The sequence below is a fragment of the Syntrophomonas erecta subsp. sporosyntropha genome (genome assembly GCF_055395365.1).
The window spans coordinates 1,503,414-1,528,725 of sequence record NZ_AP042459.1 but is presented as its reverse complement, the minus strand read 5'-3'; the positions used below and the strand labels follow the sequence as shown (position 1 = coordinate 1,528,725).

General features: G+C 42.4%; 21 protein-coding genes and 2 pseudogenes. All 23 read right to left on the bottom strand.

Going from position 1 to position 25,312, the window contains the following annotated elements; genetic code table 11:
- Positions 1 to 45: 45 nt before the first annotated feature.
- Positions 46 to 693, bottom strand: coding sequence for an antA/AntB antirepressor family protein (locus ACZ5Q0_RS07450; RefSeq protein ID WP_446818698.1), 648 nt, complete (start codon positions 691 to 693; stop codon positions 46 to 48).
- Positions 690 to 1,008: pseudogene (locus tag ACZ5Q0_RS07445) on the bottom strand (DUF7768 domain-containing protein). The gene ACZ5Q0_RS07450 and the pseudogene ACZ5Q0_RS07445 overlap by 4 nt, the downstream one beginning before the upstream one ends.
- On the bottom strand, positions 1,005 to 1,211 hold the full coding sequence (locus ACZ5Q0_RS07440; RefSeq protein WP_446818699.1) for a hypothetical protein: 207 nt from the start codon (positions 1,209 to 1,211) through the stop codon (positions 1,005 to 1,007). Before ACZ5Q0_RS07440 ends, ACZ5Q0_RS07445 begins: the two are co-directional and overlap by 4 nt.
- A gap of 151 nt (positions 1,212 to 1,362) precedes the next feature.
- Complete coding sequence (locus ACZ5Q0_RS07435) at positions 1,363 to 3,303, bottom strand: DNA polymerase (protein WP_447182362.1); 1,941 nt, start codon at positions 3,301 to 3,303, stop codon at positions 1,363 to 1,365.
- A 70-nt stretch (positions 3,304 to 3,373) separates the two neighbouring features.
- Positions 3,374 to 3,943: a DUF2815 family protein gene (locus ACZ5Q0_RS07430; protein ID WP_446818701.1), complete on the bottom strand. Its 570-nt coding sequence runs from the start codon at positions 3,941 to 3,943 to the stop codon at positions 3,374 to 3,376.
- Between the two features lie 13 nt (positions 3,944 to 3,956).
- On the bottom strand, positions 3,957 to 5,078 hold the full coding sequence (locus ACZ5Q0_RS07425) for a DUF2800 domain-containing protein (RefSeq protein WP_447182361.1): 1,122 nt from the start codon (positions 5,076 to 5,078) through the stop codon (positions 3,957 to 3,959).
- Entirely contained in the window at positions 5,071 to 5,403 is a 333-nt protein-coding gene (locus ACZ5Q0_RS07420; protein WP_446818703.1) for a DNA ligase, read from the bottom strand. The genes ACZ5Q0_RS07425 and ACZ5Q0_RS07420 overlap by 8 nt, the downstream gene beginning before the upstream one ends.
- Positions 5,387 to 5,569, bottom strand: a complete 183-nt coding sequence (locus ACZ5Q0_RS07415) for a hypothetical protein (RefSeq protein ID WP_446818704.1) — start codon at positions 5,567 to 5,569, stop codon at positions 5,387 to 5,389. The genes ACZ5Q0_RS07420 and ACZ5Q0_RS07415 overlap by 17 nt, the downstream gene beginning before the upstream one ends.
- A gap of 88 nt (positions 5,570 to 5,657) precedes the next feature.
- Positions 5,658 to 6,155, bottom strand: a complete 498-nt coding sequence (locus ACZ5Q0_RS07410) for an RNA polymerase sigma factor (RefSeq protein ID WP_447182360.1) — start codon at positions 6,153 to 6,155, stop codon at positions 5,658 to 5,660.
- Between the two features lie 375 nt (positions 6,156 to 6,530).
- Positions 6,531 to 6,737 (bottom strand): hypothetical protein, encoded by a 207-nt coding sequence (locus ACZ5Q0_RS07405; protein ID WP_446818706.1) that lies wholly within the window; start codon positions 6,735 to 6,737, stop codon positions 6,531 to 6,533.
- Between the two features lie 23 nt (positions 6,738 to 6,760).
- The gene (locus ACZ5Q0_RS07400; RefSeq protein WP_446818707.1) at positions 6,761 to 7,555 is read right to left on the bottom strand and encodes a helix-turn-helix domain-containing protein; all 795 of its coding nucleotides are present in this window, start codon (positions 7,553 to 7,555) and stop codon (positions 6,761 to 6,763) included.
- 209 nt (positions 7,556 to 7,764) lie between these two features.
- Positions 7,765 to 9,627 carry an ImmA/IrrE family metallo-endopeptidase gene (locus tag ACZ5Q0_RS07395; RefSeq protein WP_446818708.1) on the bottom strand — a complete coding sequence of 621 codons (1,863 nt, stop codon included), beginning with the start codon at positions 9,625 to 9,627 and terminating at the stop codon, positions 7,765 to 7,767.
- A 364-nt stretch (positions 9,628 to 9,991) separates the two neighbouring features.
- Positions 9,992 to 10,276, bottom strand: a complete 285-nt coding sequence (locus ACZ5Q0_RS07390; RefSeq protein ID WP_446818709.1) for a hypothetical protein — start codon at positions 10,274 to 10,276, stop codon at positions 9,992 to 9,994.
- On the bottom strand, positions 10,276 to 11,877 hold the full coding sequence (gene tnpC / locus ACZ5Q0_RS07385; protein WP_446818710.1) for an IS66 family transposase: 1,602 nt from the start codon (positions 11,875 to 11,877) through the stop codon (positions 10,276 to 10,278). Before tnpC ends, ACZ5Q0_RS07390 begins: the two co-directional genes overlap by 1 nt.
- Before the next feature lie 74 nt (positions 11,878 to 11,951).
- Positions 11,952 to 12,254, bottom strand: coding sequence for an IS66 family insertion sequence element accessory protein TnpB (gene tnpB, locus ACZ5Q0_RS07380; RefSeq protein WP_464827089.1), 303 nt, complete (start codon positions 12,252 to 12,254; stop codon positions 11,952 to 11,954).
- Between the two features lie 47 nt (positions 12,255 to 12,301).
- Entirely contained in the window at positions 12,302 to 12,604 is a 303-nt protein-coding gene (gene tnpA / locus ACZ5Q0_RS07375; protein WP_464827088.1) for an IS66 family insertion sequence element accessory protein TnpA, read from the bottom strand.
- Positions 12,605 to 12,796: 192 nt separating this feature from the next.
- Entirely contained in the window at positions 12,797 to 14,329 is a 1,533-nt protein-coding gene (locus ACZ5Q0_RS07370) for an IS3 family transposase (RefSeq protein ID WP_446818713.1), read from the bottom strand.
- A 117-nt stretch (positions 14,330 to 14,446) separates the two neighbouring features.
- On the bottom strand, positions 14,447 to 20,671 hold the full coding sequence (locus tag ACZ5Q0_RS07365) for an InlB B-repeat-containing protein (RefSeq protein ID WP_464827087.1): 6,225 nt from the start codon (positions 20,669 to 20,671) through the stop codon (positions 14,447 to 14,449).
- Positions 20,661 to 21,170: a hypothetical protein gene (locus ACZ5Q0_RS07360; RefSeq protein WP_446818715.1), complete on the bottom strand. Its 510-nt coding sequence runs from the start codon at positions 21,168 to 21,170 to the stop codon at positions 20,661 to 20,663. The genes ACZ5Q0_RS07365 and ACZ5Q0_RS07360 overlap by 11 nt, the downstream gene beginning before the upstream one ends.
- Positions 21,171 to 21,310: 140 nt before the next feature.
- The gene (locus ACZ5Q0_RS07355; protein WP_446818716.1) at positions 21,311 to 22,726 is read right to left on the bottom strand and encodes a LuxR C-terminal-related transcriptional regulator; all 1,416 of its coding nucleotides are present in this window, start codon (positions 22,724 to 22,726) and stop codon (positions 21,311 to 21,313) included.
- Between the two features lie 908 nt (positions 22,727 to 23,634).
- Complete coding sequence (locus ACZ5Q0_RS07350) at positions 23,635 to 24,570, bottom strand: IS3 family transposase (RefSeq protein WP_447182875.1); 936 nt, start codon at positions 24,568 to 24,570, stop codon at positions 23,635 to 23,637.
- Positions 24,507 to 24,800 (bottom strand): transposase, encoded by a 294-nt coding sequence (locus ACZ5Q0_RS07345; protein ID WP_447182359.1) that lies wholly within the window; start codon positions 24,798 to 24,800, stop codon positions 24,507 to 24,509. The genes ACZ5Q0_RS07350 and ACZ5Q0_RS07345 overlap by 64 nt, the downstream gene beginning before the upstream one ends.
- A 109-nt stretch (positions 24,801 to 24,909) precedes the next feature.
- Positions 24,910 to 25,236: pseudogene (locus ACZ5Q0_RS07340) on the bottom strand (transposase); the annotation flags it as partial.
- Positions 25,237 to 25,312: the final 76 nt, after the last annotated feature.

The window sequence follows — 25,312 nt, the reverse complement described above, 5'->3', positions numbered from 1 at the left end:
TGAAGTATCTGATCGACATACCCCGCCTTTCTGGCTTGGCGATTTTTAAATCACGCACGGTGCCACCTCCAGGAAATCTTCCCAAGCAGTGATGGGATAACTGTTAACGGTTCCAAACCTTTCGTCATTTGTTTCGCACAACCTTATTTCAATAGCGTGGGAGCGGCAATATGCTGATAGACGCTTGCCAATAGACTGGCATTCAGAAAGGTTCCAGCCCATATTGAAAACCTTGTTATATTTGGCCACTGTAAAAAACTGAAGTGATGTGTTAAGGGCTATTTCGAGAGCTTCATTTTCTTCAGTCAAAGCAAATATTTGTTTTTCAGCTTCGATAGCTTTTTGCCTAGCAATTTGTAAAGCTCGTTCCATAATTTTTTCAGGGGAATTCCAAGCTTCCTCAATGGAGATAAAATATTGTCTAAATTTCCTGCCCATCTCACTACGCTGGAGCATACAAAGTTCCTTGGCCATAGCAATTGTAATAGCGTGGTCTGTTCTCGGCTTGCCCGGAAGCCCGTCAGACCTATGGCTCAAAAATGAGCAATAGTCTTTTCCTTCTTTAAACCCGTACTCACACATGCGCGGAAACCAGTCTTTGTACTGAGTAGCCACTTTAAGTGCTGCATGAAGTTCACGCCCACTAACGGTTGGTTTCTGGTTATCATAATTAATTGCAATTAAATCTTTCATCTCCCGACCTCCTCACATCTATAGTTGAAACACCTAATAGGCATATTGCGTTTCTTCGCCTTAGCAATTCCCTGTGCCATGCCACTACTAACACGCTCGCCAAACACCCACAATTCATCACATTTACCGAGAAGAATAAGGGCAAAACGAAGTCCTAATTCTCGCTCTTCCTTGTCTTCATCATCCATAAATTGCGGATAATGCAGGTGCGGCGCTAGGGGGATACAATTCTTTTTCGTCTTTGATGATGTTTGTTAAGGCTTCATAAGGGGTCGGGTCGTAGTAACCTTCAGAATTAAACTTATTTATCCTCATAAGCCAACACCCAATTTCTCTTTACTGCAGTCTGGGCAGTAAACTGCAGTTCCATGGAGGTCACTTTCTCCATCGCTGAATAGTTCCGCCAGGTCAATCTCCACCTCACACCCGCAGCCGGGGCAGGTGCAGAACACATTGTCATCGTGGAGTTCTACAGTTATATCAACTGTAGAAGTGATTTTTTCTTTTGCATAAAACATAGGGTTCGCCTCCTCGTGTTTATTAGGGTTTTAGCCCCTTAATACCCACAGGACAGTAAGAGGAGGTTTGGCAACCAAAATGTCAATTTAAAAAGCAGATACCGCCCTCATTATCTAAAGGACAGTACCTGCCAATTTCCGTAGTATTTTTTTAGTCTTTTTTATAAAATGTACAATCAAACCCGTCAGCCCGGAGCAACAGTCCTTTTGCCCAAGGCGGGGGTTGAGTCATTTGTTTACATATATCTTCAGTGGTTATGTGGTTTTCAGCTTCAATAACAATTTCATCGTGGATGTGCATTACAATAGGAAAGTGCCGTAGATTTTGCATGGCATGGCAGAGGAGGTCACGACTGAGAGCTTGTACGATATTCTCTACAAATTTAGGACCGTAGGATTGTAGCCGCTCCCATTTTTTCGTTGCTCCGACACCCTCGTAAGTCACGCAATCTGAACCAAACTGGTTAATTCCGATTCGCGGCTTTACATAAGCAAGGCGTCTGCCGGAGGGAAGGGTTATAAAGAGCATTCCACTCTGATAGGAAAAGCGAATATTGTGTGTTTCTGCTGTGGTCCGATCCCTAACTGCCTTTATTGCCGCCCGGTCAACATCCCACCAGAAGCGCACAATGTTTGAATTAGCCGAGCGCCAAGAGTTAACCAGGGGCTTAAGCTCATCTTCACTTAACCCCATCTCCAGAGCGCCCATTGCTTTTAAGGCTCCGACTGAGCCGCCGTAACCACAGGCTAAATCTGCCACCTTACCTTTTTGCCTGAGTGGACTCTTTTTATCTATCTGATTAATAGGCACATGAAACATTTGGCTTGCCGTGGCTATATATAAGTCCTTTTTTGCCTTGTAAGCATCAAGCACCCATTTTTCACTTGCAAGCCAAGCTAAAACAATTCTCTCAATTGAAGAAAAATCCGCCACGATAAATTTGCAGCCATCCTTGGGAATAAAAGAGGTGCGTATAAGCTCCGACAATACCTCCGGCACAGAATCATAGAGCATTTCCAAAGCCGCAAAGTTGCCGGAGCGTACAAGGTTTCGGGCTTCTTTTAGGTCAGTCATATGATTTTGGGGGAGGTTTTGTAATTGTATTAATCTTCCAGAGAATCTTCCCGTACGATTTGCCCCGTAAAATTGAAACATTCCCCGAGCACGACTATCTGAGCAGACAGCGTTTTCCATTGCTTGATATTTCTTTATTGATGATTTTGCCAGCCGCTGACGGAGTGACAACACCTCACTAAGGGGTTCCGGTGCAGTCTGCAATAACTCAGATACAGCCTTTTTGCCGAGAGTATCTGTTTCAAGGCCATTGTCAGCCAGCCACGCTTTTAATTGCTGTACGGAATTAGGATTATCAAGGGAAGTCAATGTTTCCATTTTCTCTAATAGTATAGAGCGGGAAAGTTCATCTGCTTGGATTGCACAACTCACAAACTCCATATCCAGAGCTACGCCCCGGTCATTAATTTCCTGATCCAGATGATATTCATCCCAAACACTCTCCGGCACGGGAAACTTTGAAAGTTTAACCTGAATGGACATTTCTGTTTCTACATCCCTTTGGTTATATGCCTTGAATGCCTCCCATTTATCAGGGGCATGTATAGGCAGATTGCGAGTTCTTTGGCCATTAGAAGCGGTAGGTTTGCAGGGAGTGCAAAAGTAGCGAATTAAATCTCTGCCCTCCGTCAGCTTTTGTTTCTCAAGACCTAATACCGCACCAGCTCCTTCAAGGGAAAGGGGCAGCCCCATATAGGCTGACCATATCATCGTGCAACGCCATGAACTGGGGTCGAGATATTCACCAGTCGGGTAGCCCAAATAGCGTGAGAGGCATATACGTTCAAATGCACTGTTGTGGGCAAATTTCGTAATGCTATCATCTGTCAGTGCTGTCAGCACATCGCCTGGTATTTTCTCTCCGCAGGCAAGATCGACCACTTGAACAGGACCACCGTCCACGCTGTAGCCGAAAAGTATAATTTCAAAATCGGATGCTTCGACATATCGGTAAACACCAGACTTAGCGAGATTTACACTGCTGAAGGTTTCAATATCAATCTCCAATGTTTTCATTAAACGCTCCTTTCCTTATATAGAAGTAGGGCAGCGAAGAAAAAATTCGCTGCCCATAAATGTAAATTAATTAGGAAAGGAAATCCTCATCAGGGTCAGTGGCGAAATCATCCTCCGCTTTGGACTTGCCGCCGAGGGGTTCACCGTCACGGATTTTTTGTAGATTATTAAGACCGCAGGCAATTCCTTTATTGCCATTGCTATTGAAAGCATATAGATTGATGCTGGCTCTGCCGTAAACCCCACTATAAACTTCAGAACGTTCAAGGATAGGTTGAAGATCAGCATCTACAATTCCCGGAGCAGTTGCAGAGTTGGCATTGATAAAATATCCATTGGCATAAGCTGGGTCATCGGGACGCTCAAGATCCCCATCACGAAGGGGCTGTTTAATAGCAGAAAGGGGAGGTACTTTTTTACCATTGCCTTTTAGCTTTGTTTCGCCCTCTTGGTAAGCGGCTTCAATGGCAGCCTTGATTTTACCCAGGGTTTGAGTGTCAGACTTAGGGATGATAAGTGATACCGAGAATTTTGGAGTGCCGCCATTAATAGATTTTGCCTCCCATACATTTGCATAAGACCAGCGCGTATTTGGACCTGTGATAACTTTCATAGGGTTCTGGTTGACTTTTTTAGACATAATTTTTTCCTCCTTAAATTTCAATAAAATCATTTATTGCAGTATTCATAGCCGGACGCTTATCACTCTCCGGCACGAGCGTTGGTTTACCTTGCGGCTTTTCGACAAACCCGCCAAGCAGTTCAGCGAATTTGGCTTTTCCGAGAGCCTTTTCCATGGCGGTGATGCCTTTTACCTTATGTTCGTAGGGATCGTAACCTGAAGCTTCTACTGTCTGGATAACTGCATTTTCATCGGTATATCTGCGATTGCTCCTGCCTTCTACTAGTTTTAGCCCTTGCCATTTCTTCCCGCCAAGAGCGGCTTGTAAGGCGTAGTCCTTGATGTCAGAAGCCCACGATACCAGAACATCAATTTTACTGAGGATGTCTTCAACATCGTCATCTTCCAAGAGTGGCGGCAGTTTAAAGTCGTAGCGGGCAAGCTCCATATTGTATTCAGCTCTGGCGCGGCATTCGTGTTTTGCTTTACAGAATCTGCACCACTCACCAGAGCGGTAGTTACCGTCCCCGGCGTAAGCAAGAAGGGCGGTAGGCTTTAAAACCTCATTAGCCCACTGGTAAAGGCTTTCTTTGGAAACAGTATGGGTGCTGATGTTATCCCTACGGGGCTGATAAATGGTCATACTGACCGTGTTGATGTCATAGATGCCATCGAACAGTTCCAGTGCCCCCAAACTGTATAATTTCATTTGCGGGTTGTCCTCTGATTCCACCAAAACGCCCTGGCCATGCTTATAATCAACAATGTGGAGCGTCCCATCAGCGATAATTAAAGCATCACCGGTACCAAAGCCGCCTTCAACGTATTTGGAGAAATCAAGACGCTGTTCAATAAGGACCATGGGGTCGGCGCATTCCTGCTTTGCCTTTTCCACAAGTTCTAAAATATAGGTGGCATAACCAGTAGCGCATTCTTCCATTTCCTCGTTATAGTAGGCAAGGCCGGCGGTGGGATCTTTAGCCTTTATGCCAAGAGCGGCTTTTAACTTGTACTCCCCCAGGGTATGAGCCTCCGTTCCTTCAGCGGCATAACTGCTGCCTTTATCCTCATATTGCTGGCTAAGTCTAGGTGCGGGAGGGCAATTTAACCAGATATGACTTGAAGATGCTGAAAGGAGTGCATGTTTACCCATCTCCCAATACCTCCGCCTCCGCAAGCAGTGCAGAATATTTGGCCGGGTCAATCTCACTAAGCTTCGCCGCACCATGCTTTTCTAAGAGAGCCTTAATCTCAGCGGTGTGACCGCTACGGGACTTCTCCGCAAGAACAGCCCTAACAGACTCTAATGTGAGAGGTTTTTCTGCTGGTGTAGAAGATTCTGTCTTTGGTTGTTCTTCTGCCTGAATACCACCGCTACCAGCTAATAAGTCAGCGAGAGAATCCGCTGCACTAATAAGTGATTGAGCAGCGTTTCGTAGTTCTGTTATCGCAAGCGATAGTTCACTCATCTTGCCCATCTGGTTTTCCTCCTTCCCCCTTAAATGCATCTTGCTGTTGAAGTGCGAGCAGCTTCTTAGCAAGTCGTCTGGACACTACGCTTATTGCGGCAAGAATACCAGCGAGTTCCTCATCAAACTCGGCATCACGCAGGACTGTATCTGTTCTGTTTGCCTTTGTTTGCATATGGTTACCTCCGTTTCCGGGGGAAATTATTCTCCCCTCGCCATCCACAGGACAGCAAGGGGAGGTTTGGCAACCAAGGCCGGAGTTTTTATTTTTTTGTTTCCATAAGTACACGTAGTTTTTCTAGGATTTTCTTCTTGCTTTTGTTCACACTTTGGTGTTTCAAGCCGATATCGGTTGCATAATCCCGCTCAGTTCGGCTCTTAAAGAAGAGGGCGTCTATAAGCGACCGCTCCTCCGGATCCAGCTCCTTTAGTGCCGCATACAGTTCTTCAAGGAGAAGTTTGTCCGCAACAAACTCAGCAATGTCAACGGGGTCGGTTATCTCGAAACCTTCTTCTTTAAATCTTTCTAGTGAGAGAGCACTGCCTGTTCGCTGCTTATCGCACTTACTGCAATCTTCAGTGCATCGTTTTGTTCTGCCTTTACCATCGCTAATGATGCATCTTTTCTCACGTTCTTTTCGCTTGTGTTCAGCCCAGATCGGACGTTTGTAGGCTCTGTACACCTCTTCACTTACTTTTACCTCTTGACCATCAATGGTGAGGTAATACTGCTTTGTTTCTTGATTGACTGTATTTTGCATTTTCGCGTCCTTTCCGTCCGAGGCATTGACGGTGGGACACAAAAAGAGCCTGTGGAGAAGATGTCCACAGGCCTCGCTTGTCCGAAAAATGGGCGCACGAAATCACGATGGGTGCATCTTCATTCCAAACACAGTCTTCATCACTGTGTTCTGAACTCTCTATGCATCCCGCCGTCCTAATGCGCATCTCGGACATTGAGATTTTATTTAGAAAGCATTGCTGCTTATCTATAAACTTAATGTAGCACGGATATTTTTTTGAAAATGGACATGTCATGTCCTGTCAAAACCTATGTAAATAAAAAAAACCGGAGTTATCTATTTCAGCCTTTTACGGCTTTCATAGATAACTCCGGCGGTTTGCTCCTCGATTGGTTACGGGGCAGATTGCGGTAGTTTCTCTTTATCAACTGCTATCGCAGCTTTTACTTGATGTACAACATCCTCCCAGGGAATGGTTATATATTTATACTTGCTAATTTTTTGTTCCAGATAAACCTTCTCGCCATCAACGATAACATCGCAGAATCGCTGGGGCGTTGGTCTGGAACTATGCAGATTTCGTATAGGTTGTTTAATCATATGCCTTCCTCCATACGCTCTAATTAAAATGGGATTGTATCATCATCTTCATCATCACTTATATCATCTTTCATAAAGGCATCAATTACATACTGAAGTTCATTTTTTAACCTTGGGTGCTTCATACGCTCGCTTACCGTTGTATACAGGTTTTCTACCAAATCTGCCAATGGAGATTTATCTTTATTACTGCACAGAAAATTTGCTCCAGTGCCTGGTGTATACATCCAAATTTCTTTTGCAAAAGCGTCTGGGTCATTTACCCTATGAACGGACTTGCTGATGCTCATAAGATAAAGGACCGATCCGTTTTTTAAACGTAAATTGAAGCAATCTCCATTAATATAGGTTTTACAATCAAAGGCGTTAGAAACAAAAACGACTCTTGAAACCTCATCAGGATAGTCGGACTCACCCTCTTCATAAAAAGTTTCGTAACTCAGAAGTGGATGATCCGAATTGCCATTTTTATCTGTTTCGGCTCGATTAAGTCGGTCTGCGGATTCTTTATTCCAATCCAATTTATCGTCTAAGGTGTCCTTATTTAATTTCTCGAGGAAAGACACCAGGTACCGTTCAGTTGGAGTCATTTCTGCAAGTTCTACATTCAACAATGTATCCATGCTGGTGTTCAAAGAATCTGCGACCTTCATAATAAACTCTATTCCCGGCTTTGTATTGCCGTCCTTGCTTATTCTGGAAATATATCCAGGACTAACACCAGCATCAGTCTCTAGTTCACCTATTTTTTTCCCGAACTCTTTCAAAAGGAAAGCTATGTTATCAAGCATCAACTGTTTATTGAATTCAGTGGTCATATCGGCATACTCCTTTCTACTATTTAATCAATATAATATCATTTCTTTACGTATCGGTCAATACTAATTATTCTCTTTACTATTTATTCAATTTAATTTTTGGTTTTGACTGAGACAAAAATCAAAAAAGCAGACCCTGTATTGCCACAAGTCTGCTTTCATATTATATGGACCGGACACGACATGTCCGTTTTTCATCGAAAATTATTTTAAATTTCTACGCCATATTGAGATAAATAATCTTGAACAGCCCATATAGGCTCTGGGTATTTAATGTGAAGTGCCTCATTAATCCATTGGTGATTTGGATTCAGCGGATTCAGCGAACACTGCAAAACAGCCATAAGTTTCTCACTGACAATAGGGGGAAGGTGGAGTCCGAAGCAGATAAGAGCCGCCGTTTCTACCCTTGGAGTCGTTTCACCCTTTACGGTTCGGCTGATGGTCTTTGGATCACGGTCGATTTCAAAACCTAGATCGGTATAATTCATTTCCCGCCACTTCAGCAACAGTTCAATACATTGTTCCGGGTCATCTGTCATCTGCTTCCGGATTTCAAGAGCCTCTTCCTGCTGCTTTTTCCTCATAGCAATCTGACGCTCCTGTGGCGCATTCTGGTAACCGTTATGATATTTGATTTCGAAGGTTATATCACTCGGCTCACGATTCAAGTAACACTCCGTATGGTATTTGTCTGCCACCTTGCTCGTAACGGTCATGTCAAAGACAAGGCAACATTCATCCATATGGGAGCGTGCATAATCGGTTAGTTCAAGCTTGCCATTTTCACCTGCCTGAACGTAAAGCGGAGCATTATATACATAGTGATTATCAATAAAGAGATAGTCACCGTTGTCAGTTAAAGCACGAAGCTCCTGGTTAAAGATACGTTCGACCGCCGCATCCTGGGCAGACAATGAGAATGTCTGGTTTACTCTTATAGACCCCTTTCGGAATCCATGGGGTTTAACATAATGACCGTCGATATATGTAAAGGTGCCGACAGCTTCTTCATACCCGGCATCTATCATACGGATTTTTGCTGAAATGCGGGATACACAGAAAAATATGGCCAAAGCATCAATGACAGGCTCCATTACATCAATAAGTTCAGATGTACCCATTTCCGCACGGAATCGCTTTATAAATTCAAAAGCCTTGGTCTTAAATGTCGAAAGTGGCATTTGAATCCTTGGTGCAAGAGCATTTGCCTGCCATTCCATCCAATCGGTCGCATCTTTACCATTGCCTTTTATGCCGCCTACCACTTGGCACTTTATCTGAGTGGCGTTTTCATTGTATAGCCGTTCCAGTTCAAAGGCTTTCCTGTGTTTATCCCAATGGACACACTCATGAATGATGGTATTATTAACAGACCCCAGATTGCGTAAAAAATATGCATCAGGGTCTACAAATATTGTGCCGCTTTTAACTTTTATCTGTTGGAAAGATGAACTGCTTTTATCGTAGTATTCCGTTTCGCAATCCCTGAAAAATACCTGGCCAAACGTAGAAAAATCGGAAGTGATATGTTTTAGCTGGACTAAAAGCCTCATGCGTTCTGCGAGAAGTGTAGGATCAATAGCCATTGGCTCGTATAAGGCTTCTTTATAATACTCCTCCAAAAAGGCTCGTGCTACAGCTTCCAATTGTTCTTTATATATAATGGGAACAAGTGAATCCGACATAGGATTATCTTGCTTACCGCGGTAGTTATATTCTTCCGTAGCAGAAATAGCGAAATCATCAAGGTCCTGAGAGAGGTCACCGGTACATGAAACTTTGAACCACTGTGTTTTTTCATCATGCCGGTCATTATGCCTGTCAGTTTCCGATATCTCAAACACAGCTTCAAGTAGAACATCAAATGCTATTTCCATACCTGGCAGATCATCTATAAAGACATGTTTGACTTCAATATCCGACAATTCAGCACTATCAATAGTACGCACCAGTTGGGAGGAGACATCAAGATCACTATAATTCTGTTCCAAATAGCCGGACACAGCATCATAAAGCTCGTTATAAAAACGACTTGCAACATAAGCTTTAAAAGAACGATCTCCTGCCATAGCCGACCCTCCCACACTTATTAATCCATCAGCTATTTTACGTTATGTGTGCTGCAATCAATCTCAAAAATAATTATCGACAGCTCGGTAAACTATTAATCATATCCAAAACATAACCTTCACTGGTTATTCATTATTACCTATCCTAAGTAAACATTCTCATTGTGCCATTCTAAATAAAACGGTTCTGGCAGCTGATCTTTTCGATCGGGCAAAATAATCAATTTACTGCCATGGTGGGCGTAATACACTTTACCATTGCCGAAATCTTCTTTTATGCGATGACTTACCTCTACAGTAAGATCCTTATCTATAGTTATATATCCTCGATCAAACGTAAGCGTCAAATACATTCTGACGTGAATTACAATAAGTCGGGCTCATCCACGCCAAGTATATCACAAAGAGCATTATTAACTGCTATCCTGAAATCATCATCCGATATGTCGTTGGCTTGAGCATATTCGACGGTATCATCAATAGTGCTGGCGAATTTCCGCGCTAAAAGTACATTCTCCCTTTCCATCATTGGAAAATGCTCAATAACATAACCTGAATAATCTAGTTCAAAATGATCCCTCGATATCTTTCCGTCAGCGAAATCAGAGACAAAGTCTATCATAAACGCTGTATGTTTCCCAACCTTCATTAATCTTCCTCCCAGGCATATTTTTCAGGTTTTGTTTCCTTGGGCTCCGGTATAATTACCTTCTGGGGTAATGCTGCACTACCGGGAAGCAAATCTTCAATTGTGGAGGCATAGCCAGGTTTTCCAAGGTTAGGGGCATTAGTGAAAATCCACGCCAAATATTCAAATGGATTCAGGCCGTTTTCCCTGGCGGTCACAACAAGACTATAATATACTGCGCTAGCTCTCGCACCGTTCGGCGTGTTGCTGAAAAGCCAGTTCCTACGCCCAATAACAAAAGGCCTGATGCTACGTTCGGCCCGGTTATTCGATATTTCCAGACGCCCATCCAGTAAATATCGTTCAAGATATTTGCGCTGGGATTGCGCATAATACGCTGCTTTGCCAAGAAGGGTTTGGGGCAGGGCATTCAAGTGTTCAATCCAATTGTAAAATTCATCTATCAGCGGCTTGGACAGCCTTTCACGCTCTTTAAGCCGATTTTCAGGGGTCAACAAAGCGAACTGTTTCTCGAAATAGAACAGTCTGTCGCAATAGCTGACTCCTCTTGCTGCATTGGAATCCGCTTGCTTGTCCTTTGGCAGGGTTTTCAGCGCATCAAAAAATTTTCGTCGCAGGTGGCTCCAGCAACCAACAACTATAATTTTTTCGGGCAGTTTGTGATACCCGCTATATCCGTCCGCGTGAAGATATCCTTTGAAATCTTTCAAAAACGTTTGCGGATGTATAGGCTTTCTATCGGGTTGATAGTCATAAAGTACGATCTGCTGTTTGGCCTCTCCACTGGTGCGGTACAGCCACATGTAACTCTTTGACTGTGCCGCTTTCCCAGGTTCTTTCAATACCTGAATAGTCGTCTCATCTGCATGAAGTACTTCGTGCTTACATAATCTACGCTTCAGCTCTTCATATATCGGTTCTAGCCAGGCCTCACTGGCTTTGATCAGCCAATTTGACATAGTCTGCCGGGAAAGCAGAATGCCATTTTGTTTCCATTCCTGCTCCTGTCGGTACAGTGGCGATGCCATCATAAATTTCTGCACTGCTATATGGGCAATTGTTTCAGGTGCGGCGAATCCACCTTTTATGACGGGTTCTGGCATATCTGCCTTAACGATAGGAACATGATCGGAAGTCTCTTCACAATTCCGGCAGGCATAAACATGCTGCACATGACGAGTAATTATTGCTTTGGCAGGAATTATCTTTAGTTCTTCGCGGGTTTCTTTTCCCATTGAATGCATATCGCTGCCGCATTCCGGGCATATACAATCTTCAGCCGACAACTGGTGTTCAATTATCTCAATAGGTAATTCCTTCGGCAATTTGTCAGTTGTTAGACGTGTCCGTTTGCGGTAATGGGCTTTTACTTCGGCAATTTTGGGTTCCGGTATGGTCATATCCGCATGTGATTCGGCTTCGTTGAATAAAGACAATTGCAAGCTATCAGTTTTTTCGCTTGATGTCCCAAATTGCTTATGCTTTGCTAGACGAATTTGTGACATTAACCACTCTAACTGTTTCTCTAATTCAGCGATCTTACGATCCTTTTCTTCAATTATACCAAGCAGTTTTTCTGCTGAAATTTCCTGTGTTTCCATAAGAAAATTATACCAGAAAAACTGCTAAAAAGCTAGATCTTATGGGCTTTTAAGCCCTTTTTATGATATCTATTTTAAGAAATTTGCCGCTCTAATACTTCGTTCCTCTTAAGCTTTTTCTCTAGTTTCGCACCTTCTATTAGGTATGATAGTTCTTTGGCATCAAGCACCATAGTAGCGGCATCTCCTTTTGCTGGCCAGCGAAAACGTCCGCGTTCCAGGCGCTTGAAATACAGCCAGAATCCATCGCCGTCCCATTCCAGGATTTTTATCCTATCCCGATTCCGGTTGCAAAAGACAAACAGCGCCTCCGAAAACGGATCAAGGGAAAAGCTTTCTTTAACCAGGGTCATTAGGCCGTTAATCGATTTCCTCATATCTGTATATCCACAACATAGGTATACAGGTTTTTCGCTCCATCTCATTACAGCACCCTTAATACGCGGCAGACTTTTTTTAATAATTCTGGATCAGTACTTTCATCTACAGTGACACGACACCCGCCGACTTCAATATCCAGTGTTGATTTTATTTTTTGACTTTGGGCAATTTGTATCCATCCTTCTGGAACATAGTTAACGGGCTTTTCTAACTTTGAAAGCTCTGCACATGCAGCTTGTCGTAACTTCCGTTGCCAGTAATAGTATGCGTGTCTACTTATTCCAGTTGACTCACAGAATTCCTTAATGTTTTGCCCGCTGTTTTGCCGTTCTTGTATCACTTTCATCCAGTGTAATAATCGGTATTCCGCAGTAACCTTTTGTGTGTCCATACAATCACTCCGTTTTCGTGTTGAATTAGTTGGCCTACTTTTTAAACTTTTTAAACTTTTTCAACCTTGTCATCATGATTGTACAACTTTTTGTACTGCTAAAGCCACGTCACGATTTATTTGACGCTTACGTTTTTTTGGACTCGGTCACGCCGCAAAACCCATACTACGTCTATAATCCACAGGACTCATCGCCCCGAGAGACATCTTGATTCGTTTTTCATTATACCATCTAAGATAGCTGTCTAGCTCATTAATGAACTGTTCTATGGAAACATCTTGCCATGAGCAATAATAAAACATCTCATTTTTGAGCCTTCCAAAGAAACCTTCACACGCAGAATTGTCTGGTGAACAGCCTTTCTTAGACATTGATCTCGTTAATCCGGAATTTTCCATTCTTAAGATCCAACCAGGCCAACGATAATGGCAACCTCTATCCGAATGCACGATTGGATGCTCTCCATATGAAAGATTGCAAATAGCTTCATCTAACATCGTGTTGACCAACTCCGCATCAGGGCTGGTCCCGATTGTCCAACTAACCACCATCCCGTCAAAGCAGTCAATTATCGGCGAAAGATAAACCTTGCCTGCAGGTATATGGAACTCAGTGAGGTCGGTCAGCCATTTGATATTTGGCGCTCCAGCATGGAAGTCACGAGCGACCACATTCTCTACAGCAGGGCTTATTTCTCCTTTATATGAACTGTATTTACGCTTTTTCCTGCATGGGACGACAAGCTTTTCCTCTCCCATTATCCTCCGAACAACCTTTTCGGAAATAATCTTCCCCTTACTCTTGATTACAGCATGCAATCGCCTGTATCCATAGCGACTTCGATTATCAGCAAAAGCCTCTATTATCTCAGTTCGCAGAGCAGAATATTTGTCCGGTCTGCTCTGGGCTTCTTTCTGATAGAAATAGCTACTTTTCGGCATATTTGTCATCCTTAGCAGTTCTTTTAACTGATACTTCATCCTTAGGGCATCAATCAGGAAAGCTTTTTCCTTGTTCGTCAACTCCCGTGGATTGATGCCTTTGCCTTTTTTTATGATTTCTGCTGCCTTGTTAAGTATATCTAGTTCCATCTGTTTCCGATATATCTCTTTTTTCAGTGATTCAACTTCTGCCAAAAGTGCATCCCTATCATCTGGAACTGGTGGTTTACAAGTTCCGTCCATAGTTCTCGTTTTCTCCTCACCGAGCAGCTCTTTTTTCCATCTATATAGGCTAACCCTACTTACACCGTGTCTATCAGCAACGGCTGCTGCTGCACTTTCCCTAGTGCACAGTTCAATTACTGCATCTTTTTTCTGCTCTTTAGAAAATTGTAGCATAGCGCCACGTCTAATACGAATCTTCCGCTCACCGGGAACCAGTTTGTCAATCCATCCCGCAAGCGTCTCTCGAGTCGGGTATCCGATCGCTCTTACTGTTCTGCTAATACAGCGCCCGTGTTCAAGATAGTAATTGACAGCCGCTTTCATTTGATCCGAAGTATATGTCGAGGACCTGGTGAATTTTTCATGTAATGCACCTGTTTCTTTAAACTCTTTATACCATCTAATCAACATCTTATAACTTGGATATCCTAATTCTTGCACAGTGGCAGCAGCACTTTTATCATATTTGATGTAAAGCTCTACTGCTTTTATTCGATCTTCATACGAGTACATGAACTACCTCCTGACTTATTAAAAGTCCAGGTTTTCGTCCGCACCCCCTTTCTGTCCATTTTAGTTTATCAGTTACATCAATCTTTCAACGATTACTGAGAGGGGGTGTGCATTGAATTAATCAGTATTTCTTTCTACAAAGTCAGTGTAATAGCGTTGCATGATGACTGCAAATTGTGCCCGGTTGGCACCGGTTTGCGGGGAGACTAGATTGTTCCCAACACCTGTTATGAGACCGTTAGCCACGGCCCATTGCATTTGTGCTATAGCCCAGTCGGAAATGTAATCCGCATCATGATATGCACCCAAATCGTCTTTTTTGCTTACATCGTATCCCATGAACTTGGAGTATTGGTGTAAAATGGCGATCATTTGCTCCCGGGTCAATATATCTTCGGGACCGAAATTCCCGTTTCCATAACCGGATACAATGTTATTTTTCGCGGCCCAGGTTATGGCTTCTGTATACCATTTATCCTCCTCCACATCGGGAAAAATATTCTCCGCCGTTTCCTCACTTTGAGAAAGCCGATAGAGCACAGCCACCAGCATGGCCCGAGTGGTATCTAAATTCCCGTCAAATCGTCTCTCGCCTGTGCCTGCCATTAAACCATGCACCACACAAAACCATGCGGCTTCATCATACCAAGTATTTTCATCCACATCATCAAAATAATCTATTTTGGTGTACTCGGTGTCTATGCTTACTCCCCCTGCGGGCATCTGGAAACTGTAAGTGCCGTCACTGTTTTGGGTAACTGTAAGGGGATTTCCGTTTTGATGGAGGACAGTGGGTACATGGTTTTCATAACCCGGGTCCGGCTCAATGGTAATATAGACAGTTTCACCGGCCTTAGCCTGCTGACTGCTGAGTGTTATTTGTCCATTGCCTTGGTGAGCGGCTTCGCTATTGGTTATTACCGAGTATTGGGTGGTAGCGTTTACTGCACTGCCGCTACTACTCCCACCACTGCTTCCGCCGCCACTAAAAGTCTCCCAGGTTGCTGTTACGGTTACATTCTTGGCGGGCATAATAAAGGTTGTGATTTGGGCATTGGCATTAGCAAAATCCACATCTGTTGAAGTCCAGCCTTTAAAGGTATAACCCGAACGATTACCGGCATTTATAGTGACAGTGTCATTTTCAGCGTATTCGCCTGCGCCGGCAGCATCGGTACCCACGCCGTTCAGGGTAAGCGTGTATTTTTCGGGTACTACAATAGACGCATCCTGTAATTCAACACTTACCGTTACAGGCTTGGCCGACATGGTGAAGGTGTATTTCTTACCTGCTGTTACCTGGGTTATTACTACATTATTGCTGTCAGCATCAGTGACGGTAATTGCCTTAAATTGCTTTCCGCTTTGAATGCCGTCTATATTTATGGTTACAGTGGCCCCTTCTTCTGCTAAAGCAGCCGGGTTGGTTGTCACCGTGGCTGTACCGCCAATTACCTCTGCTACAGTTATTGAGTATTTAGCCGGTATATCCCCGCCATATTCATTTATATCCCGGAAAGTAATACTATTCTCGGTAGCATAGTCATTTGTACTTGAGCCGGGAACACCATAAATAATTAAATCCTGTGAATATCCGGAAAATACTCCTTCTCCAAGAGCGGTGTCCCCATTGGGGATTACAACTTCGGCTAAATCTTGGTTATTGGCAAAAGCATATTCAGCAATGGTAGTAACGCTATTTGGAAAAACCACCTTGCTTAATTGATTATTGGAAAACCCATGCACTCCAATAGTAGTAACACCATTCGGAATAGTTACCTCTGTCAAAGCATTTGAACCAAATGCAAATTGGCCTATATTAATTAGCGTATTAGGGAAATTTACGCTTTTGATTCCCCTGGAATAAAAGGCCATATTATTTATACCTGTGACCGGATAGCCTGCTATCTCATTTGGTACTATAATATCCTGTAAATCCTCATCGGCAAAACCGGTAATAATAACCTCGTTGTTGTCAAGGTAATAGTTGAAAACCGCCTTTTCCTCAAAGTTAGCCACCAGTTGCCGGTCTTCGGCTGCCTTAAATGTATAAACCGGATCAGTGCTGACCACTTCACCATTTTCTGTCCAGCTAATGAATTTGTACGATGCTCCAGGTACAGCTTCCGCTATTACATATTCTCCGGGATTATAAATCCCGCTGCCATAAACCTGCCCTGCTTCAGTTGAATTTGCCTCCAGGGAAATAGTAAATAAATTCAGGTCTTCAATCTCGGTAATGTTAAACATTACTGTAGCGCTATTTTTTGAGGGGTCTGTGGCGGTTAAATAGATGGAATGGGCACCGCTGACATTGGCAGTCCATTCAATCCTGCCGGAATTCCCAGCATCCTTGATTAAATTTAATCCGTGCTCTAATAAATTACTATATAGATTTATATCTAATGAATCACCATCGGGGTCGCTCACTTGATATGGTATGGTGATGGTCTCCCCTCTGTTAACCACTCCTCGATCGTTTTCATAACTATTAGGTTCTGCAAATACAGGTGGGCCATTGGGTGCTTTTATACTAAACGCAAAATCATATCCGGTTCTATCCCTCTCGAGACCCGATACCGGGTCCTTTAAACCGATATACACATTGTAATTACCAGCGGCAAGATCCTCGGGTTCCCAATAGTAGGTGTAGGCACCTAGCTTATGGTAATTCTCATCCATCATTTCGTTCAATATTTCAGAGCCATTTTCGGCTTCTACAATAACTGTCGCCTCTAACCCACTTTGCCAGACTGTAGCATAGGCATCAAAGGTGACTTGTATAGCTGATCCACTCACTCCTCCTTTAAAGTCGGACGGAGTTGTTGCAAGAGTAGCTAAGTCAGGTTTTAAATCTTCATCCGAATATTCAACATTAATGGTAAGATTAGTTGTCGGTTGGTCGGGGTCATTGGTTTGCAAATCAATGACTTCTGCCAATGATGCTTCCGTCTCACCCGGCAGAATCAGCGGTATAGCTATCAATTGTTTCTGGCCCGGATAAATGGTATATTCTCGGATGAATAAAGGCGAAACTAATGTAGTTGCTTCATCAGCCGGTAAAAACTTCACATTTAGATCCTCTCTGCCACTGTTCTCCAATTCAAAATAGGCATTCGCTTCGGTCGTCCCCGGCTTTACCTTTACGGTTACTTCTGTTGCGGACAGATCTAGTATCGGCTTCTGCTCATAACCTGCAATTGTGTATTTGCTTGAAACAGCTTCAGTTGAACGCATTCCGTCAGTTACAAGCACTTTAAATACATAGTTTGTGCCTTTAGGGAAGTTTGCGGCATTTAATTTATAAGAATAATTGCCGCTTGCATTATTAGGAATATCTGCCGCAATGGTATCCCAGGTGTTTCCGCCATCAGAGCTTACTTGTAATTCCGATAGCAGAGCATCCCGGTCGGCATCGCTGGCCTCCCAGGCAATCATAAAATCACCGGAAAGAGAGGTGTCGCCAGGCCCGGTAATGCTTGCGACAGGAGCATTTGCGGAGTACTCATACCTTTTAAATATTTGGGTAATGCGACCATATTCTTGTTTTCCAATTTCAATAGCGTGCACACCATCGGCAGATAAATTCGCTATTAAATTAGCATAGTATTTACCTTCATATTCATAATCTGAGAAAAAGTATTGTGATAACATTTCACCATTAGAATCAAGGGTTTGAATTACATAAGGGTTATTAACAAAATCGTCATTTATATCGACATCACCAGTGTGTTTTATTATGGGGTCAAAATAAATTTTTCTATTATTTGATCTGACATCCTCAATACTCCCTGATAACAATAGAACTTCTGATTCTGCTTCCCCCGAAAATACATTCATCCTAAGAAAGCTCTTTTCTCTTGTAACCGGTTTGGTTGCGTATTCCAACAGGGCATTGTATTCCCCCTCGGTTGGCCAGGGTAAGGTAGCAGAATCATACATGATTGTTTCATAGGCTGGATCACGACCTGCAACATTATTTATGGGGCTGCCATCATGGCCGTTAGCGGATAAGGGTTTATAATCACCTGAGGGATAAACATCGGAAAAACCCAGAGTGTGGATAAATTCATGGATAGTAGTATGTGGTAATGTTTTACTAGGCTCAATCAAAATTGCACCATGTACTGCTCCAAAAAAACTCCAGTTCATGCCCAGCATACCCGAGTCTTGCAATCCTGCTGCTCCCAGAAAACCACTTGGTGTCATGCCTACATAAAGGTCATATTTATCGGAAAAAAGCTTTTGCGTTCGGTCCAACTCCCGAAATATCCTGCTTAAATACATATTATGGGTGGAAAATCGGGGTTTGGCTATAAACATAGGGCTTTTTTCTACAAATTTTATGGGAGCAGGAAATACCTTTCTTATGAATTCCTTTTGTTTACTTAGACTGCCATAAGATATAGAAGAGCTATTTTCCTCTGAGCCGACTTGAAGGGGAACAAAGGCAAAGGTAAATTCTTTTTTAGGTTCATAGAGTTGATGACTAGAAACCGGGTCCTCTATATACCCTCTAACCTGCTCTTTGTCCCGGACTCCCTCGTCCTTATTGCGAACCACGGCTCTGATACCTAAATGTTTACCTGCCAAATCCTCTGGACTGATCTTAATATAGGCACGGTGGGAGCCTCGGAGAATAATATCCCGCTGGGGATCATATTTTTCTTTAAACACCATGGGTGAAGTTTCTATTAGTGTTTTTTCAGGGTTATCAACATCATATACTTGGAGTTTTACACCTTTTATTTCTGTATATGGGTTTTTAAAGTACCCCTCAGAAACTTTAATTTCCGGAGAAAGGTAAAGGGGGGCATTATGACCTTTAACTATACGTGAAGGGTTATCTATTACCTGGGTTAAATTCCATTTAAGCTCAAATGTTGGCAGCTCGGTCATAGTTAGTTGTCTCCGGTCCTCCGATGTAGTGTTATACGGGTATCTGATTTCTGCTATACCCTCTTCATTGGTTGTTCCCCCGTTGTCGCCATCGTATTTTGCCCCGCCCCAAAACTGCACCGTCCTGCCTTCTAATGGTTCTCCCGCTGTATTGACAACTTTAACTTCAATAATACCTTCAAAATCCTTCAGATCAGGATAGGTATAGTATTGCCACAGGATATCTTGCCCTAAACCTTTTACAAGCGCTCCATATAGTGCCGGTCCGGAAACACCTATCTCACGCTCAATGAGAAAATCGCCGCTGCCTATTGTAAATGTGGCTATCCCGTCGGTATTGGTTGTTTCCCAGCGATCTGTGGGCCTAAAAATACAATAAGGCTTATTATTATTAGAACTCTGCCTCCCCCAATAATAATAGATGTTGGTAAGAACCCCTGCCACCGGCTCTCTTCCACCTTGATCGTCTGATTCGCGAGTAATCTTCACATCCACTGTTGAATTCCAGATATCCCCATCAATGTATAAGTTTCTATCATAGTCATCATGTAAGCTAATTTGCTCCTCATTATTAATTTCAACAGCAAGCAAAGGTGAATCATATACCTGTACCTCGGTCCTTAATGTGCCAATCAACTCATTAGGAACCTTTTTGGAATAGAAATCCACCTCGAAAATAATAAAATAAAACCATGGGTCATATTCTTCGTAAATGATGCGCGGTTCATCTGCTTCTACCAGATCAAGCTTTTCAATATTAATATCTTCCAGGTCAACAGTTGCTCTCTCATATATATCACTATCTCTTATGGTAAACACTGCTTCTGGTCCATATAAACCATTAGCTATATAAAAAGGACTTTCACCTTCTTCAATAATTGGAGTAAAACCTACCTCGCAATAGGTATAATATTCCTCCTCATCACCTTCCTCGGGAACACGAACTTCGAAGTATCCTGTTACCTGCGCAAACTCATATGATGTTTTTATAGCGGACACTCCATATATTGGCGGGTTTTCACTTATTGATGGGACCACACCATTGTCCTCTGCTTCCATTATTTGCATCCTATTTGCTCCTGCTGGGGTTGGAACGGGCATTGGCAGTTCATCTGAAGTGTCTGTATCATCCAAAGAATTGTCAACAATCCTATTATCCATATCATTACCCTCATTACCCTGTTCTTCATATACATCTTCAGAGTTATCCTGTTCATCCTCATAATTCCCACTATCGATATCACTATCCTCTTCTCCGTATACATCTTCAGATACGGAGATAACCTGTTCATCGCCTTCTGTCACAAAATGGTCACTTTCAGCCGCTGCGCTAAAAGGAAACATGGTCATAACAAAAACCAAACAAAGCATTACACTCAAAAGCCTCTCTCTTACCACTTTTTTTCCTCCCCTTAATTTTTCATCCACTTCATTACCAACCACTCACTCTGGCTGTTAAACCGGTTTCCCGCCATAGTCTTTCCTTTACTTCAAATACTTCCTGCTCATCCACCATACCATGGAGCAGGCGCACCCACATGGTCTTAGTGTCGTCACCGAAAGTCAACTGCATATGAGCCTTTTCAATGACAACCGAAGATAGTCTTACCCCATTTATACCATCAGTACCCCATTTATAAATTTTATTGCCTATAAGAATACCAAATACGGAAAATACCGTTTGTTCGGCAACTCTCCTTTCTATGCCGTTTTCTGTGGAAACAACCGCTAAGGGCACCATTAAGATGGGATTATCCCAGATTAATTCAGCATCTTTTAACAGCTTTTTTTGTTTAATGAGGAGTATAAGTAATACTATATTTGCACATCCAAAAACAATAACAGTTTCGATCACAAGCCTTCCTAAAAACCACACTGTAGAAAACACACTGATTATAAATAGTGCACCATAAATTTTGTAGCATTTGCGGATTGCCTCCACGGGCATCCCTCCCCTTTGTCTTTAAATTTAAGACCTGGCAGAATATTTTTCATCAACCCAAAGGATGAAAACACAAAAAAAAGGCCTCTCACTCTTTGGTATGAGAGGCCGGATTTACCAGTATCTATATGACTATAGGGTTACGACGATGCGATTTGATTTCTAAATAAAGTGCTAATAAGCTCGGCCCGGCTACCTACTTCATATTTGGAAAAAATATTTCTGACATGGGTTTTAACAGTATTTTCACTGATAGACAAAGCCCGTGCTATTTCACGATTGGATTCACCAGCTAATATGTGTTCTAGTACTTCCTGTTCCCTTACTGTCAACTCTTCAAGAGTTTTCATGCCAAGAATGATATTGGTTTGTTGGTTTTCGCTCATACGATCATAGGCGGCAAGATAGGTGTGGTTTTTAAGTAAGATAAGCAGCTGCTGGTTAAGGGGTGGTAAGATAATCAAGGTAACACAAACAACCGTAAGGGCTATGACCGCAACATTTGCGCTAGGAAGCTGAATGGAGGTTATTGTCATGCCTAAAGCACTACCAGATAAGACACCGAGTACATTTGCGGATAGCCCAATACCAAGAATTTTCGCGGGATTTTCAGTATACTCTAGCATTTCACCGATAATACTCCACCAAAAAAGGTCGAAAATCCCGCACGCCCCAAGCATTAGAGTATCTACCACAAGATAATCTGACGCGTTGCGTTCCAGTAGCATAAAGCTGATAAACGCTCCCACAATCATGGCCATCCCAACGTATAAAATTTTGGCACGATTCACTCTCGTAGGCAGGTTCCGCATAATGAATAGTGCAATAATATAAGGAACAGCCCAGTACCAGCTTGTAAGCCCGGTAAGATGTTCAAAGGCCGGATTTATTACTTGATACATAAGGCCGGAATTGATAGTTATAACAAAAACAAACAGACATAGTAGTATTAGCGGTTTATTAATGTCTCTACACCGATGGTTTTCCGATTCTAGCCGCCGATCCTTCTCCGCTTCGATGGGTAGTACCCAAATACACACCATACCTATGGCGAGGCATAAGATTGAAAGGGTAAGTCCAATAAACGGTGAAAGATTTATGGCTACTACATTGATGGCGATCATAATGATATTTGAGTAGATAAGAACATCCGCGCAGGATTTAATCCGTTGATCTTTAGGGGTAAAGGTCTTCAAAAAATATCCCCATGAAGCTACAGCACAGCCCCCTGCGTACCCACTTATAATCAATCCAACTGACCACAGAGGGGATGGAGAAAAATAAAATGGTACAGCCGCCGCCAAACATATAACCATGCTGCCAAGCATAGTGTATTTTGCAGTTCTTGGAAGCCCCACAAGAAAACCACAGGAAAATAATCCTGCAAAATGAGCAATTATAGCGACTAATATATAGGGAGAGCCAAGTACATTGTTATAGGCCAGCATGCTATAGAGCACTTGTCCTTCAAAAAGAAAAGACAGAAGATAAGCAAAAAGCAGGGAGAACCCAGCAATAGAGAAAAAACGATTATTCGTAGCTTTAAGCTGAGCCATTCCAGCATCACCCCCTACTAAGCGAAAACTCAACCATCATTTCCTGTAGTCATAAGCCTTTCCTAATACTATTTCTTTCCTAATAATTAATAACCCTTTTTTCATTGACAATACATTTGGATATTCTACAAAGTTGCTCATGTTTATACAATCACAGAGTTAATATATGAATAGTCGGATTTTATAATGCAATGCGTTCCCTTTTTCGGATGGTCTTGCCAACAAAAATCGCACCTTCTAGTTTTAAGTATATATTTTCCATACGGGCTTCGGCATGCACCGTTATTGCAGCACAGCTCAACCCGCATTCCACGCACACCCCTGCCTAATGGTCAAACGATTACCATGACGCCTCTATCCTTAAAAACATATCCAGGCTATCATTTACCCGTCAAATTACCTGTGGTCTACATTATTAATTAAAAGAAAGAAAAACCCAAAACCGCTAAAATCCCCCAATATCAGGCTTTTTAGGCAAAAATAAAACCACCTGCTGATAAAATACTTTTTATCAATAGATGGTAGATTATTTGGCTAACCTACTATAAAATGATACAAATGCACACCACTAATGTAGTAATCGTTTGACATTAGACAAATCGTTCAACATTAGGGGGAAAATCGTTGAGCATTTGACTCCCTCTCTAGTAGGACCCTGAAATGTTTCCTTATACCATCTGGAACGATAGGCTCATCTCGATGTCTGGTCTGTATTTTTCGTTTTGTCCGTTCGCGGGAACAGGACGAACATGGTTTTTATGGGTTATTTCTGTTGGCGGGAATAGGTCAACAGTTTTCAAGCGTTCGTGGGAATAAGTCGAGATAGGGTGTGTCAATAAATTTGTGCTTTTGGTCTTCAGTCAAGATATCGGACAGGTTAAAAGTAGAAACAATCCCAGTTTACTGATTTAACATGCTAAAGTATCCTCAAAATCATAAGGTGACATCATGCCACAATGTTCATGAATTCTAACGGTGTTGTAAAAAGTCTCAATATACTCAAATACTAATTCGTGAGCATGTCTAGCGTTTTTGATCACATACCGATTGAGCCATTCTCGCTTTATTAAGGCATGGAAGGCTTCTATACAGGCATTGTCCCAGGGGTTACCCTTATTTGAGTAACTGTGGATAAAATGTGCAGCCGGTGTAGCTTCAAGATAGCTTTTAGATACAAATTGGCATCCGCGGTCGCTGTGAATAACAACTGGTTGACTAACTTTTCGATTAGCTTTAGCCTTTTCAATTGCTTTTAATACATGCTCTGTGGATAAACTATCCGATACGTGCCAGCCTATGATTTTTCTGGAGAAAAGATCCATCACGCTGGTCAAATAAGCAAATCCAGATATGGTGTATATATAGGTTATATCCGTAACCCAGACAGCATTAGGTGCCTTCGGGTTGAAGTGTCTATTAAGGATGTTTTTGAGCTTGTTATCAAAATCAGGATCTATAGTTGTTTTAGTGTAGGGGCGTACCCATATGGCTTTTATTCCTTCTTCCCTCATGTAATTACCCACAGTCTTCTCTGCAATTACATGACCCCTGGATTGAAGAATTGATGTTATTTTAGGTGCCCCATATATTTGATGGGATTCATTATAAATCTCTACGATTTCAGCTTTGATATTTTGTTTCCTAATTTCCTGATTGGACGGGGCCCGTTTGACCCAGCTGTAATATCCTGATGAAGAAACGCCCAATAATTTGAGCACACTGTTAACAGAAATCTTGCGTTCCTTCGATGTTAGCCTTGTTGCTAAATAAATGGATTCTGTTAGTTGTTCAGTATGCTTATAGCCTTTTTTAAAATATCTAACGCATCCTGTGAATCTCTTAATTCTTTCTTTAAGCGGGCAATTTCTTTTTCAGCGTCTGAGCTATAATTGCCTGATCCTCTGTGATTAACTGTACCATTATTTGTATTAGCGCTTGCCACCCACTTACTTAAGGCTGACTTGCTAATTTTAAGATCTCCAGCTACTTGTTCTAGGCTTTTGCCTGATGAATTATAATGATTTACAGCATCCTGCTTGAATTCAGCACTGTATTGTTTTTTGTGTTTTCCCATTAGAAGTTCCCCCTAGTTCAGTTATTTTAATCTTATACTAAACTAGGAAATATCTCTATTTCAGTTGTCCGATTTCTATTCTAGCAGCATTTTGCTCTCTTCTGTCTGATCATCGGAGGTGAGCTTTTACTTTTTCAGGGAAGAAAATCGATAGCTGTAAAAGTATCTGCCCCCAGTTTTGTACCCGGCCTGTCCATTTACGAAGCACGTCTTGAGTAGCCAGGTATAGCATTTTAAGCAAGGCTTCATCGGTCGGGAAAATGCTCTTTCCCTTGGTTACCTTGCGCAGTTGCCGATGATAACTTTCAATCATGTTGGTGGTATATATGATCTTCCTGATTTCAGGCGGGTATTTGAAGAAAGTCGCGATCTCTGACCAGTTGTTGCGCCAGGATCTTACTATCAACGGATACTTATCACCCCAGACGGATTCAAACTGGGTGAGCTCCTCCAGAGTTCTCCATGCGGTCTCCTGCCTTTCCGTTTCATTCTATCCTTGGAAAGTGCAGAAG